Source organism: Variovorax sp. GrIS 2.14 (assembly GCF_046115955.1).
GTDB lineage: Bacteria > Pseudomonadota > Gammaproteobacteria > Burkholderiales > Burkholderiaceae_C > Variovorax.
In genome coordinates this window covers 104,391-117,112 of record NZ_JBJXIA010000013.1, presented here as the reverse complement: position 1 = coordinate 117,112, position 12,722 = coordinate 104,391, and the positions used below count along the sequence as shown (strand labels likewise).

Annotated in this window: 15 protein-coding genes; 3 read left to right on the top strand and 12 right to left on the bottom strand. The window is 61.6% G+C overall.

Features of this window, described 5'->3' with window-relative positions:
- Positions 1-5 precede the first annotated feature (5 nt).
- Positions 6-1,463: a M16 family metallopeptidase gene (locus RCH10_RS19920; RefSeq protein ID WP_409053730.1), complete on the bottom strand. Its 1,458-nt coding sequence runs from the start codon at positions 1,461-1,463 to the stop codon at positions 6-8.
- A gap of 30 nt (positions 1,464-1,493) precedes the next feature.
- Between RCH10_RS19920 and ftsY the strand changes: the two genes are divergently transcribed.
- Complete coding sequence (gene ftsY / locus RCH10_RS19915; protein WP_409053729.1) at positions 1,494-2,684, top strand: signal recognition particle-docking protein FtsY; 1,191 nt, start codon at positions 1,494-1,496, stop codon at positions 2,682-2,684.
- 20 nt (positions 2,685-2,704) lie between these two features.
- Here the strand turns inward: ftsY and RCH10_RS19910 are convergent, their stop codons facing one another.
- Complete coding sequence (locus RCH10_RS19910) at positions 2,705-3,037, bottom strand: FHA domain-containing protein (RefSeq protein ID WP_323495632.1); 333 nt, start codon at positions 3,035-3,037, stop codon at positions 2,705-2,707.
- Positions 3,038-3,387: 350 nt separating this feature from the next.
- Between RCH10_RS19910 and rpoH the strand changes: the two genes are divergently transcribed.
- The gene (gene rpoH, locus RCH10_RS19905) at positions 3,388-4,332 is read left to right on the top strand and encodes an RNA polymerase sigma factor RpoH (protein WP_409053728.1); all 945 of its coding nucleotides are present in this window, start codon (positions 3,388-3,390) and stop codon (positions 4,330-4,332) included.
- A 91-nt stretch (positions 4,333-4,423) separates the two neighbouring features.
- Here the strand turns inward: rpoH and RCH10_RS19900 are convergent, their stop codons facing one another.
- Genes RCH10_RS19900 through RCH10_RS19880 form a run of 5 tightly spaced genes read right to left on the bottom strand, consistent with a single transcriptional unit; the run spans position 4,424 to position 8,804 of the window.
- Positions 4,424-5,047 carry an SCO family protein gene (locus RCH10_RS19900; RefSeq protein WP_409053727.1) on the bottom strand — a complete coding sequence of 208 codons (624 nt, stop codon included), beginning with the start codon at positions 5,045-5,047 and terminating at the stop codon, positions 4,424-4,426.
- A gap of 13 nt (positions 5,048-5,060) precedes the next feature.
- The gene (gene cyoE / locus RCH10_RS19895; protein ID WP_409053726.1) at positions 5,061-5,966 is read right to left on the bottom strand and encodes a heme o synthase; all 906 of its coding nucleotides are present in this window, start codon (positions 5,964-5,966) and stop codon (positions 5,061-5,063) included.
- Entirely contained in the window at positions 5,963-7,210 is a 1,248-nt protein-coding gene (locus RCH10_RS19890) for a COX15/CtaA family protein (protein WP_409053725.1), read from the bottom strand. Before RCH10_RS19890 ends, cyoE begins: the two co-directional genes overlap by 4 nt.
- 18 nt (positions 7,211-7,228) lie before the next feature.
- A complete protein-coding gene (locus RCH10_RS19885; RefSeq protein ID WP_187053002.1) occupies positions 7,229-7,900 on the bottom strand; it encodes a hypothetical protein in 672 nt (223 codons plus the stop codon).
- Positions 7,893-8,804: an SURF1 family protein gene (locus tag RCH10_RS19880; RefSeq protein WP_409053724.1), complete on the bottom strand. Its 912-nt coding sequence runs from the start codon at positions 8,802-8,804 to the stop codon at positions 7,893-7,895. Before RCH10_RS19880 ends, RCH10_RS19885 begins: the two co-directional genes overlap by 8 nt.
- 66 nt (positions 8,805-8,870) lie before the next feature.
- On the opposite strand from RCH10_RS19880, the gene RCH10_RS19875 reads away from it, so the two are divergent.
- Positions 8,871-9,092, top strand: a complete 222-nt coding sequence (locus RCH10_RS19875) for a twin transmembrane helix small protein (RefSeq protein WP_187053003.1) — start codon at positions 8,871-8,873, stop codon at positions 9,090-9,092.
- Between the two features lie 89 nt (positions 9,093-9,181).
- Here the strand turns inward: RCH10_RS19875 and RCH10_RS19870 are convergent, their stop codons facing one another.
- Genes RCH10_RS19870 through ctaD form a run of 5 tightly spaced genes read right to left on the bottom strand, consistent with a single transcriptional unit; the run spans position 9,182 to position 12,708 of the window.
- Positions 9,182-10,063: a cytochrome c oxidase subunit 3 gene (locus RCH10_RS19870; protein ID WP_323495638.1), complete on the bottom strand. Its 882-nt coding sequence runs from the start codon at positions 10,061-10,063 to the stop codon at positions 9,182-9,184.
- Positions 10,064-10,113: 50 nt separating this feature from the next.
- Positions 10,114-10,323, bottom strand: coding sequence for a DUF2970 domain-containing protein (locus RCH10_RS19865; protein WP_323495639.1), 210 nt, complete (start codon positions 10,321-10,323; stop codon positions 10,114-10,116).
- Positions 10,320-10,940, bottom strand: a complete 621-nt coding sequence (locus RCH10_RS19860) for a cytochrome c oxidase assembly protein (protein WP_409053723.1) — start codon at positions 10,938-10,940, stop codon at positions 10,320-10,322. Before RCH10_RS19860 ends, RCH10_RS19865 begins: the two co-directional genes overlap by 4 nt.
- Before the next feature lie 7 nt (positions 10,941-10,947).
- Positions 10,948-11,058: a cytochrome oxidase small assembly protein gene (locus tag RCH10_RS19855; protein WP_222620422.1), complete on the bottom strand. Its 111-nt coding sequence runs from the start codon at positions 11,056-11,058 to the stop codon at positions 10,948-10,950.
- 12 nt (positions 11,059-11,070) lie between these two features.
- Positions 11,071-12,708: a cytochrome c oxidase subunit I gene (ctaD, locus tag RCH10_RS19850; protein ID WP_187053007.1), complete on the bottom strand. Its 1,638-nt coding sequence runs from the start codon at positions 12,706-12,708 to the stop codon at positions 11,071-11,073.
- Positions 12,709-12,722: the final 14 nt, after the last annotated feature.

Genomic DNA, 12,722 nt, shown 5'->3' with positions numbered 1-12,722 from the left:
TTCTTTCAGCGCAGTTCGCCCGCAGGCACGGCGGGCGCACGCGGGCGCCGGTTCTTGTCGACCGGCAGCGGCCGCAATGTGGCGACAGTAAGTTGATCGTCACCAAAGTATTTGGCGGCGACCGCCTGCACTTGCGCCGGCGCGATCGCCTGCAGCCGCGCGATGATCTTTTCGCTGGCATCGAGCGGCAGTCCCTCGACCCAGTTGCTGCCCAGCTCACGCGCTTGCGCCATCACCGAATCGAGCTTGTAGGTTTCGCTGGCGACCCATTGCGTCTTGACGCGCGCCAGCTCGGCGGCGCCCACGCCATCGCGTGCCACGCGCGCAATTTCGGCGCGCAACGCGGCCTCGACCTGCTCGGGTGTCTTGCCGGCTGCCGGAACACCGTCGAGCATGAAGACCTGCGGACCGCGACCGACAAAGCCGGCCGATGCGCCGGCCGAGTCCGCTACGCGGTCGGGGCCTTGCGTGAGCGCGCGGTCGAGACGCGAGCCGGAGTAGCCGTCGAGCACGGCCGACAGCACGACCAGCGCCCACACGTCGCTTTCGGCGTCCAGGCTGGTGATTTGTGGCGAACGAAACGCGAGCGACACGTACGACTGCTCGGCGGGTGCCTTGAACTCGACGCGGCGAACGCCCTTCTGTTCGGGCTCGGTGCGAGGCTTGCGCACTGGCACGGCGCGCGCCGGAATGCTGCCGTAGTACTTCTCGGCCAATGCACGAACACGGGCCACGTCGACATCGCCGGCGATCACGATGGCCGCGTTAGCGGGCACGTACCAACGCTGATGAAAATTGCGCACGTCATCGGGCGTCATCGCTTCGAGATCGCTCATCCAGCCGACGATCGGGCGGTGGTACGGCGACGCGGTCCAGATGGCGGCGTTTTGCTGTTCGCCGAGCAAGGCACGCGGCTGGTCGTCGGTGCGAAGCCGCCGCTCCTCTTTCACCACTTCGATCTCGCGCTTGAACTCGTCGTCGACCCACTGGCTGTTGGCGAAGCGGTCGGACTCGATCTTCATCACGTCTTCGAGCTTGCCTTCAGGGATCTGCTGGTAGTAGCCGGTGTAATCGCGCGTGGTGAAGGCGTTTTCGCGGCCACCGAGGGCTGCCACGCGGCGTGAAAATTCGCCGGGTTTGAGCGTCTTGGTGCCCTTGAACATCATGTGTTCGAGCGCATGGGCGACGCCCGAAGTGCCGTCGACTTCGTCGATCGAGCCGACGCGCACCCACACCATTTGCACTGCCGTTGGCGCGCGCCGGTCGGGCTGCACGATCAACGTCATGCCGTTGGAGAGAGTGAATTGCTGAGGCTGCGTCGACGTCGGTGCGCTGGTGGCGGTCGCTGTCGGAACGGAGGGTGAAGGCTGGGTTTGGGCCTGAGCAGATGCCGTCCACAGCGCCATGAGCGCCATCGTCAGCACCGCACCGGACGCAGCACGGCGTGGCGAGGGGTGTTTCATAGAATGGGTCGGATTGTAAAAACCTCCCGAATGTTCAGTTTCTTCAAGAAAAAGCCTGCGGTCGAAAGTCCTGCGGCACCCATTGCCCCTCCCGCGCTGGAAAAGCCTGCCGAATCGCCTGCTCAAGCAGCGCCGGCGCGCTCGGTTTTTGCGCCCTCGACATGGTTCAAGGGCGAGACGGCGGTAGAAGTTCCGGTGGCGCCGCCGCCGGTTGCCGTGCCCACGACACCACCGGTGGTCGGTCCTGCGCCTCAGCCGGTGGTAGCGCCAACGCCCGTCTCCGCTTTAGCGGCAACGGTAGCGCCCCCCGCCGCTCCCGCCTCCCGCGCCGGCTGGATGGACAAGCTCAAGTCCGGCCTCCGCAAGACGGGCACCAGCATTGCCGCGACCTTCGTCAATGCGCAGATCGACGACGCCTTGTACGAGGAACTGGAGTCGGCACTCCTGATGGCCGACACCGGCGTCAAAGCCACAGAATATCTTCTGGAAGACTTGCGCCGCCGGGTGAGAAGCTCCATGCCAAGCAATGCAGCGCAAGTGAAAGTGCTGCTGGCCGACGCTATCGCCGACCTGCTGAAGCCACTCGAAAAGCCGTTGGTCATCGGGCAGCACACACCCACGGTGATCATGGTGGCGGGCGTCAATGGCGCCGGCAAGACGACGTCGATCGGCAAGCTGACCAAGCACCTTGCCAGCGAAGGCGCGTCCGTCTTGCTGGCTGCGGCGGATACCTTTCGGGCTGCGGCGCGCGAACAATTACTGGTATGGGCCGATCGCAACACGGTCGAGATCGTCAGCAACGCGGGCGGCGATCCGTCCGCCGTGAGCTTCGATGCCGTCAAGGCGGGCAAGGCGCGGGGCAAGGACGTGGTGCTGGTCGATACAGCAGGCCGCTTGCCGACCCAACTGCACCTGATGGACGAGTTAAAAAAGATCAAACGCGTCGTGAGCAAAGCCGATGCGACGGCACCGCACGAGGTCTTGCTGGTGATCGACGGCAACACCGGCCAGAACGCACTGGCGCAGGTGAGGGCTTTCGACGAAATACTCGGTTTGACGGGCTTGATCGTGACCAAGCTCGATGGCACGGCCAAAGGCGGCGTGCTGTGTGCTATTGCGCGGGAGCGGCCGATTCCGGTCTATTTCATCGGCGTTGGCGAAAAGCTAGAAGACCTGGAAACGTTCGACGCCCGCGAATTCGCGCAGGCTTTGCTCGGTTAGCAGCCGCTGAGTCAGCTGTCTCAGTCGGTAGTGAGCGACAAGACCTGGCCACTGAAGGCGGTCACGTCGCGTTCGAGAAATCGCAGTTCGTAGTCGCCGATGCGGATCACATCCTGATGGCGTAACTTTTGGCGCTGCACCTTGAGCCCGTTGACGAACGTGCCATTACTGCTTTCCAGGTCGCGGACAGAGAAAACTCCGTGATCAGAGGACAGCAGCGCATGCGCACGGCTGACCTGAGTGCCCTGCAGCACGATGTCGCTTTGGTCCGACCGGCCGACCGTGATCTGCGGCGATTCCAGTTCGATTTGTTTCGCACGTCCGTCGCTCGTGATCAGGATCACCTTGGCCATCGTTTCGCCCTCGTTGGTTGTTGAGCATGCTCAGCGCGTTGGCTGGCAGGGCTAATGTGACGCTGCCGACCTTAGTACAAAAGTGCAAATTCGACGAGGACGGCGTTTTTACCGAACGCTGCTCAACCATTCGACTCGAACGTGAAATAAATCGGTCGTCGGTTCGGTTGAACGACGGGAGCCCCAAAAACTGATGGCCAAGGAATGCGTCCGTGCCCTGGCCCACGGCCAAGACGGCCTGTTACCCGACAGCCAGACGCCATAAGCGAGGTAGAAACTAGTGGGAACCCTTACGTTAGCACTCGCTCTAACCGAGTGCTAATATGGTTTTAACGAAGGAGTTTCCCCAAATGACAACACTGTCTGGAGCCTCTGCAGCAAGCCAGCTCGCCGTCGCCAACCCATGGTCGATGGTGCCCCCGCTGGGTAACCTGGACGCCTACATTTCTACAGCCAACCGGCTGCCGCTGCTCACACTCGAGGAAGAGCAGGGATTCGCGCGCAAGCTGCGCGACAACAACGACCTCGAGGCGGCCGGTGCCTTGATTCTTTCGCATCTGCGCTTGGTCGTGTCTATTTCCCGCCAATACCTCGGCTACGGTTTGCCTCACGGCGACCTGATCCAGGAAGGGAACGTCGGCTTGATGAAAGCGGTGAAGCGCTTCGACCCTGACCAAGGTGTGCGGCTGGTGAGCTATGCCATGCACTGGATCAAGGCCGAGATTCACGAGTACATCCTGAAGAACTGGCGCATGGTCAAGGTCGCGACGACCAAGGCCCAGCGAAAGCTGTTCTTCAACTTGCGCTCGATGAAGCAGGCCTACAAGGCCAACGATGCAGCCGCCAATGGCGACACACATCGCGCGACGCTGACTGAAAGCCAGGTCACGCAAATGGCCGAGAAGCTGAACGTCAAGCGCGAAGAAGTGCTCGAGATGGAAATGCGTCTCTCGGGCGGCGACGTGTTGCTCGACCCGAGTCCGTCGGACGACGGCGAAGACCAGTTCGGCCCGATCGCCTATTTGGCCGACGCGACACAGGAACCGACGGCGCAGCTCGAATCGCGGGCTCGCGACCGGCTGTCGAGCGACGGCATCTCGACCGCGCTCGAAGCGCTGGACGAACGCAGCCGACGTATCGTGGAGGAGCGCTGGCTCAAGGTCAACGACGACGGTTCTGGCGGCATGACGCTGCATGACTTGGCTGCGGTGTACGGTGTCAGCGCCGAGCGCATTCGCCAGATCGAAGTGGCGGCGATGAAAAAGATGAAGAAGTCGTTGGTGGCTTACGCCTGATCTTCTTGCCCTCGCAAAGCAAAAAGCCCGACGGTGTCGGGCTTTTTTTTGGCTTTCAATCGGGGGCGGCCAGGAGAGCAACCCGACAGGCTCAAGACGATTTCAGCAAAGCCTTCACGTCGGCCACCATCGCCGGAACACCCGAGCCGTAGCGCGCATAGAGGCGCAGCCGGCCCTGCGGGTCGTACAGGTAGCTCGCAGCCGAGTGGTCCATCGAATAGCTGGTCGGCGTGGTTCCGTCGACCTTCTTGTAATAAGCCTTGAAGTCTTTTGCCGTCACGGCGAGCTGCTCGGGAGTAGGAATCAGCGCGACGAAGCTGGGGTCGAACGCGCCCATGTACGCCTTCATGACGGTCGGCGTGTCACGCGCCGGATCGACCGTGATGAAGAGCACTTGCAACTTGTCGGCATCGGCACCGAGCGCTTGCTTCACCTGTGCCATTTCGGTCATGGTCGTGGGGCAGACGTCGGGGCACTGCGCATAGCCGAAGAACAGCACGACAACCTTGCCCTTGAAGTCGGCCAGCGTGCGCACCTTGCCATCCGCGTCGGTCAGCGAAAAGTCCTTGGCATAGTCAGCGCCTGTCATGTCGACCGCATTGAACGTCTGCTTGGCTTCCTCGGTGCAACCTGAAATGCCAACGCTTGCAGCCATCGTCGCACCGGTCCACGCCGCGGCCAGTGCGATCGTTTTGAGCGCATTGCGCTTGTTCATGAAAAGGGTCCGTTTAAATCAGGTAGTGATCGACCAGCAGCGCCGCAAACAGCACGCTCAAGTGGATCAACGAAAAGCGAAATGTCTTGCGCGCCAACGCATCGGAATAGTTGCGCCACAGCGCGAAGGCATAGCCAGTAAAACCGATGCTGACCGCAATGGCCACCGCAAGATAAAGCCAGCCGCTCATGCCGTAGATGAACGGCATGAGACAGGCGGCGAACAACACGCAGGTATAGAGCAGGACCTGCAGCCGCGTGAACTCGTTGCCGTGCGTCACGGGCAGCATCGGCAAACCGGCCTTGCGATAGTCCTCGACGCGGTAGAGCGCGAGCGCCCAGAAGTGGGGCGGCGTCCACAAGAAAATGATCAGAAAAAGAATGAGTGCATCGGCGCTGACTTCGCCGGTCATCGCAGCCCAGCCCAGCACCGGCGGCATCGCACCCGAAGCACCACCGATCACGATGTTTTGAGGCGTCAGCGGTTTCAGGATGAGCGTGTAGATCACGGCATAGCCGACGAAGGTGGCGAAGGTCAGCCACATGGTCAGCGGATTGATGGCAAACCACAGTACTGCAGAGCCCGCTGCACACAACACTGCCGAAAAGATCAGCGCCTGCCGGTCGCTGAGCTGACCGCGAGCCGTCGGGCGCCATGCGGTGCGTTTCATCTTGGCATCGATGCCCTTTTCAACCAGACAGTTGAAGGCCGCGGCCGCACCGGCCACCAGCCAGATGCCGACACACGCCATCACGCCGCGCTGCAGATCGCCCCAGCCCGGCACACCGGGAACCGCCAGCACCATGCCGATCAGCGCGCAGAAAACGATGAGTTGCACCACCCGCGGCTTGGTCAGCGCGTAAAACTGGCGGAACACGTTGGCAGTGCTGGTCTGCTCCAGGGGCAATGGGGTGCTCATGCAGCCTCCCAGTCTGGGCCGTTGTTCGATACCCGCGGCTGAGGGTGCAGGTCCGCATCGGAACGCGCACGCGCGGCAGCCGTTTCGGGCTTGCTTTCACACAATGTCCATGTCAGGACGACCGCCAGCGCGGCCGCACCGCCGGTGTGCAGCACGGCGGCTGCCAATGGCCAGCCCAGCAGCACATTGCCAAGCCCGGTCGCCAACTGCAGCAGCGCGAGCCCCGCCAGCCAACGGCCTTGTGGCCGCAGCGCGGGGATGCGATTCAGGCGCCACGCCAGAATGCCGATCGCACCGAAGACCACGTAAGCCATCAGGCGGTGCACGTAGTGAATGGCCGTAAGCGCGGCAAATTCGATCGGCACCCCGTCCGATGTCATGCCGAGGTGACGCCAGATTTCAAAGCCCTGCGCAAAATTCATCGCGGGCCACCAACTGTCTTGGCAGGTAGGGAACTGCAGACAGGCGACCACTGCGTAGTTGGTGCTAACCCAGCCGCCGAGCGCAATCTGCAGCACCAGCAGGGCGGTCGTCGCAATCAACCCGATGCGGAGCGTTCGACCAAGGGCTGTCGGCGTGCGCCCGGAAGCGATTTGCTGGTAGCGCACAGCCTGCACGCACAACATGGCAAGCAACCCGATGGCCCCGAGCAAATGCAGTGTGACGATGGCCGGGTAGAGCTTCCAGGTCACCGTCAGGGCCCCGAACGCGCCCTGCATGCAGACCCATACCACTGTGACCGCCGGCCAAACGGTGCTGAGCGGAGCAGTTTCGTGCAACGGCATCGTGGCCTCCGATGCCCGCGTGACACGCAGCGAAAGACGCTGGCGCCTGCGCGCCACCAATGTCGCCAAGGCCAAAGCGACGATCAGCGCTCCCACGCCTGTGGCACCGTAGCGATGAATCATCTCGACCCACGCCTTGCCGTGCGTGACCGGTCCGGTGGGTTGCGCAGCCTGCGCTGCTGCGATGTCATGTCGCGCACCGACCGGGCTGGCATTGCCGTAGCAACCGGGCCAGTCGGGGCACCCCAGGCCGGAATCGGTCAATCGGGTGAACGCGCCGAACAGCGTCAGATCGAAGGTGAGAAACAGCGTAAGGACGGTGAGCGCGTGCAACCGCCGCGCTGCGCCCGCGCTGGCGTTGCGACGCCAAATCCACAGCAAGGGACCCAACGCAAGCAGCGCGCCGGCCACTATCAGCCAGACGATCGGTGTGAGGTCGTAGAGCGCTTGGGTGTTCATGGCATCGACGTCATCACGTCAGCGGTTGGGTTCATCCCAGGAAGCAGAGGCGCGAAGCAACCGATCGAGATCGCGCTTGGCACGCGTAGCGCCTTGCGTATCCATGCTCGCCGGAAAACGCATCATCCAGTTGCCCATCGGATCGACTACGTAAAGATGCTCGCTCAAGCCATGCCCGGCACCCGGTACCAGCCATTGCGCCAGCTCGGCGGCGGGCAAGCGAAGAACCGTCGCGCCGCGGAGTCCATTGTCGAGACGCTCTGGAATCGGCGCCGTATCGCTCACGAGCCAAACCCGGTCGAGGCGGTCTTTTTCGCGACCAAGGCCTTCGCGCATCTGGCGTTGCAAGTAGAGCTGCTGCTCGCACAAAGAATTGCACGCTGCATCAGCCACGGCAACGAGCAACCACTGCCCCTTGAGAGTCTGCAGGTCGACGCGCGCACCGTCACGCCCGGTTGCACTGAATGCAGGCAGCGGCTGCTGCGGATCGATCAGTTCGCCGTAAACGCTACGGCCTTCCGGCCGGACCACGTAATAAGTGAAGTAAGACGCAACGATCGGTGCGGCACAGCACAGCATGACTGCGATCATCTTCCAGCGCCCCTTAACCGTGCGGCGCGCGCCGTCGCCTTCCGGCTGCTGCGGCGAAGGCATCGAATGCACGGTGAGCGACAACGGTTCGTCAGCCATGCGGTGCCCGACTGGTTTTGCGCCAGGGGGCGATGAGTTGAAACCAGACATAGAGAAGTGCGACAAGGGCCGAAAGGGCGAACCACTGAAATGCGTAGCCGTAGTGCCGTTCGATTCCCAGCGCCGGCGCCGGCCAATCGCGCTGCAATCCTTCGGAAGCCGACCCGGACTGCTGCAGCGAGAGATCGGTGCGGAGCGGCAACCCGGTTTCGACGCGAAACGCTTCAAGATCTAGATTCTGCCGGATCGCATAAGACCCTTCGGGCGCTGCCATGGCAGCGGCGGCAACCGATGGGGAGGCGACAGCCGATGCGGTACCGGAAGCGGTTGAACTGGCCGCAGCAGACGAAGCGGCCGCATCAGGTGGCACCACAACAGCGCTCTTGCCAAGTTCCATTAAATGCGACGGCGGCGGCGCGATGCGCCCGACCACTTCCACCAGGCCGGCAGGCGTTTGCACTGGCTGCAGTTGCGTACGGTTCTGGAAGTTGCGCTGGATCCAGCCGCGCTGCACCATGACTGTCTGATTGCTGCCCTCCAATGCAAAAGGTGTCAGCACATAGAAGCCAGGCACGCCGTGCATCTGCCGGTTGTCGAGATAGACGGTTTGGGCTCCGAGCCACAGGCCGCGCAACCGCACGGGCCGCAGCATCTCGTCAGAACCCTTGTCGGTCGACAGAAACGTCTGTTGATCGAGCTCTGGGCGCCGGCTCTGCGCCTCGCTTTCGGCCTGCAACGCTTCTTTTTGCGCTGCGCGCGACAGTTGCCAGCGCCCGAGCGACGCCGTCGCGGCAATGGTCAGGATGGCTGCGATGGCGATGACCCAGAAACGGCCTCTCCGTGCGCCTTTCCACTCCTCGCTGGAGCGGGTGGGGGCAGCGCGACCCCTAGTCTGCCCGCGCATATCGGCATCGTGGTCTGGATCGCCGTTCAGCACGGGAGAAGGGCTGGTCGGCCGATAATGTGAGTCATGAAATATGTCATCGCCTTGGCGTTCGTGGGCATCCTGGCGAGCTTGGGATTTGCGCTGTTCTTCATGCTGAAGGACGGTCGCGACGGCAGAGCCAAGGGGGGCGGCATGGCGCGCGCCCTGACTGTTCGGATCGGCCTCTCGGTGGTTTTGTTCCTGTGCATTCTGATTGCCTGGAAACTCGGGTACATCCAGCCAGGGGGACTGCCGGTCGGCAAGTAGCTCTTGCCGGCGAGCATCGCCGCTGTTGATACACCACGCCCATGAAAAAAGCGCCTTGCGGCGCTTTTTTGCTGTGCCGTCGTTACCCGTCAAAGCCAATAGACCAACGTGTAGAGGCCCAGCCAGACAACGTCCACGAAATGCCAGTACCAAGCGGCGCCCTCGAAGCCGAAATGGCGCTCTGGCGTGAAATGCCCTGAGCGAAGGCGCAGCGTGATGAACAGCAGCATCAACATGCCGATGAAAACATGCAGCCCGTGAAAACCGGTCAACATGAAGAAAGTCGAGCCATAGGCGCCGGAACTCAGCTTGAGGTTCAGCTCGGTATACAGATGGTGGTACTCGTAGCCTTGCACGCCCAGGAACAGCACCCCGAGCAGCACCGTTACCCACATGAAGCGGATGCATTGGGCGCGATGACCGGCGCGCAACGCATGGTGGGCGATGGTGAGGGTCACGCCGGAAGTCAGCAGCAGCGCGGTGTTGATCGTGGGCAGCCAGAACGGCCCGACAGTCTGAAAAGGCTCGACGAGATCGGCAGGAGCGCCGGTTGCGCCCGCAGCCATGCTGGGCCACACCGCTTTGAAGTCAGGCCACAGCAGCGCATTGTCCAAGCTGCCCAGCGCCGGAAGCGCGTGCGTGCGCGCCCACCACAGCGCCGTAAAGAAAGCGCCGAAGAACATCACTTCCGAAAAAATGAACCAACTCATGCTCCAGCGGAAGGACAAGTCAACCTTGTGGCCGTACTGGCCGCTTTCGCTCTCCGCGATGGATTCGCGAAACCAGACGAACAGCGTGGCCAACCAGATCACCATGCCCATGGCGAGGACGTAAGCGCCCCACTCATGGCTGTTGATCCATTGCGTCGCGCCGAAGATCACGAACAGCAGGCCGAGTGAGGCCATGACCGGATAGCCCGAAGGCCCGGGCACGAAATAGTAGGGCGTGGTGCCGTGCGTGGTTGAGCTCATATCAGGTCCTGGCTTTTTCTCTCGATTCAAATTCTTATGAAAGTGGCGCCTCAGGGCGCGACCACGAAGCGCACCACCAAGATCAGGCCGCCGACAAAGACGATCACGCCCGCAAAGGCCACGACGATGATGTGCAAGGGGTTCAGCTTGGCCAAATCTTCCTGGTAGGCACTGTTCTTCCGAACGCCGAAGAATGACCAACCCACCGCCTTGATGGTGCCCAGGAGTGAACCTTTACGCGGCTGCGGCGGTGCTTTCACGAATTGGGCCCCAGCGAAATGGGGGCCGTAGCCACCGGCGCAGGTGACGTCTTGCCACCCACTTCGAAGAAGGTATAGGACAACGTGATCGTCTTCACGTCCTTCGAGATCTTCGGATCGATAACGAAAGCGACCGGCCATTGCTTTTTTTCGCCCGGCTCCAACGTGTACTGATTGAAGCAAAAGCATTCGAGCTTGTTGAAATACTGGGCCGCTTGCTGTGGCGCATAGCTTGGAATAGCCTGCGCAGCCATACGCCGGTTTTGCGAATTCTGGAACTCGTACATCACAGTGTTCAATTCACCCGGATGGACCACCAGTGAATTGAGTGCGGGCTTGAATTCCCACAGTCCTCGCGCGTTGGCGTCGAACTCGACCGTGATGGTGCGGCTTTTGTCGACCTGCGTATTGTCGGGCAAGCGTACGTCGGCGCCTCCAGTGGCGCCACCGGGAACCCTGAGTTCGGCGACTGCGAGCACGTTGATTCCCGTGACCTCACAGATCGTTCGGTACAAAGGCACCAGTGCATAGCCGAACGCGAACATGCCAACTGCGATCACGGCCAGCTTGCCGACCATACGTGCATTTTCGCGGCGGGTGCGTAGCGGCAAGCCCATACGTCCTTCAGCGGCTGAACCACACCATGCGAACGATGAAACCCACGAAGAAAAGCACCGCGATGGAGGCCAGGGTCAGGCCCATCCTGCGGTTGTTCTTCTTTTGTTCAGGCGTCATGGTGCGGACAGATCAGGCCAAGATGCGGGTGGCGGTCGGATCAAGCCGCGGAGGCGTTTCGAAGGTATGGAATGGCGCAGGAGAAGGCACTTCCCACTCGAGTCCTTCAGCGCCTTCCCACGGTTTTTGCGTGGCCTTCTCGCCTTTGCCGCGCATGACAGGCAGCACGACGAAGAAGAAGAAGTAGACCTGCGCAAAACCGAAGAAGAATGCACCGACCGACGCCACAGCATTGAAATCAGCGAATTGCATCGGGTAGTCGGCATAGCGTCGAGGCATGCCCGCGAGACCGAGAAAATGCATCGGGAAGAAGGTAACGTTGAACGAGATCAGCGACCACCAGAAGTGGATCTTGCCGCGCGTCTCGCTGTACATCACGCCTGTCCATTTCGGGCTCCAGTAATAGAAGCCGGCGAACATGGCGTACAAGGAGCCGGCCACGAGAACGTAGTGGAAATGCGCAACGACGTAGTACGTATCGTGAAGCTGGATGTCGATGGGGGCGACCGCGAGGATCAACCCACTGAAACCGCCCATCGTGAAGACGAAGATGAAGCCGACCGCGAACAACATCGGTGTCTCGAAGCTCATCGAGCCCTGCCACATGGTCGCGATCCAGTTGAACACCTTGACCGCTGTCGGCACCGCGATCAACATCGTCGCGTACATGAAGAACAACTGCCCTGTCAACGGCATGCCCGAAGTGAACATGTGGTGCGCCCACACGATAAACGACAGGATGGCGATCGACGAGGTCGCGTACACCATCGAGGCGTAACCGAAGAGCCGCTTGCGGGCAAAAGCCGGCACGATCTGGCTGACGATGCCGAAGGCCGGCAAGATCATGATGTAGACCTCGGGGTGACCGAAGAACCAGAAGATGTGCTGGTACATCACCGGATCACCGCCGCCAGCGGGGTTGAAGAAGCTTGTCCCGAAGTGCCGATCGGTCAACGTCATGGTGATCGCGCCGGCCAGCACAGGCATTACGGCGATCAGCAGGTAGGCCGTGATGAGCCACGTCCAGCAGAACATCGGCATCTTCATCAGCGTCATGCCGGGGGCGCGCATGTTGAGAATCGTCACGATGATGTTGATCGATCCCATGATCGAAGAGGCACCCATGATGTGCATCGCGAAGATGCCGGCGTCCATCGATGGGCCCATCTGCAACGTCAGTGGCGCGTACAGAGTCCAACCGGTCGATGGCGCTCCACCCGGCATGAAAAAGGAACTGACCAGCATGAGCGAGGCAGGGATCAGCAGCCAGAAGCTGAAATTGTTCATGCGCGCGAAGGCCATGTCCGAAGCGCCGATCTGCAGTGGCACCATCCAGTTGGCGAACCCCACGAACGCCGGCATGATCGCGCCGAAAACCATGATCAGACCGTGCATGGTCGTGAACTGATTGAACAATTCCGGATTAAGGAACTGCAGGCCAGGCTGAAACAGCTCAGCTCGGATCAGCAGCGCGAGCACGCCGCCGATCATGAACATCGTCAGGCTGAACAACAGGTACAGCGTCCCGATGTCCTTGTGGTTGGTGGCAAACACCCAGCGGCGCCAGCCGACCGGCGCTCCGTGGTGTTCGTCGTGCCCATGGTCGTCGTGGCCGGCCGCGTGGCCGTGGGGATCGAGGACTGCGCTCATGAAATCTTCCTTGG

Bases quoted from the DNA above. Each gene is read 5' to 3' on its own strand.
- rpoH (WP_409053728.1), top strand. From the start codon at position 3,388: ATGACAACACTGTCTGGAGCCTCTGCAGCAAGCCAGCTCGCCGTCGCC.
- RCH10_RS19900 (WP_409053727.1), bottom strand. From the start codon at position 5,047: ATGAACAAGCGCAATGCGCTCAAAACGATCGCACTGGCCGCGGCGTGG.
- RCH10_RS19920 (WP_409053730.1), bottom strand. From the start codon at position 1,463: ATGAAACACCCCTCGCCACGCCGTGCTGCGTCCGGTGCGGTGCTGACG.
- ftsY (WP_409053729.1), top strand. From the start codon at position 1,494: ATGTTCAGTTTCTTCAAGAAAAAGCCTGCGGTCGAAAGTCCTGCGGCA.
- RCH10_RS19855 (WP_222620422.1), bottom strand. From the start codon at position 11,058: ATGACGCCTGAACAAAAGAAGAACAACCGCAGGATGGGCCTGACCCTG.
- RCH10_RS19880 (WP_409053724.1), bottom strand. From the start codon at position 8,804: ATGCGCGGGCAGACTAGGGGTCGCGCTGCCCCCACCCGCTCCAGCGAG.
- RCH10_RS19890 (WP_409053725.1), bottom strand. From the start codon at position 7,210: ATGAACACCCAAGCGCTCTACGACCTCACACCGATCGTCTGGCTGATA.
- RCH10_RS19860 (WP_409053723.1), bottom strand. From the start codon at position 10,940: ATGGGCTTGCCGCTACGCACCCGCCGCGAAAATGCACGTATGGTCGGC.
- cyoE (WP_409053726.1), bottom strand. From the start codon at position 5,966: ATGAGCACCCCATTGCCCCTGGAGCAGACCAGCACTGCCAACGTGTTC.
- RCH10_RS19885 (WP_187053002.1), bottom strand. From the start codon at position 7,900: ATGGCTGACGAACCGTTGTCGCTCACCGTGCATTCGATGCCTTCGCCG.
- RCH10_RS19875 (WP_187053003.1), top strand. From the start codon at position 8,871: ATGAAATATGTCATCGCCTTGGCGTTCGTGGGCATCCTGGCGAGCTTG.
- RCH10_RS19870 (WP_323495638.1), bottom strand. From the start codon at position 10,063: ATGAGCTCAACCACGCACGGCACCACGCCCTACTATTTCGTGCCCGGG.
- RCH10_RS19910 (WP_323495632.1), bottom strand. From the start codon at position 3,037: ATGGCCAAGGTGATCCTGATCACGAGCGACGGACGTGCGAAACAAATC.
- ctaD (WP_187053007.1), bottom strand. From the start codon at position 12,708: ATGAGCGCAGTCCTCGATCCCCACGGCCACGCGGCCGGCCACGACGAC.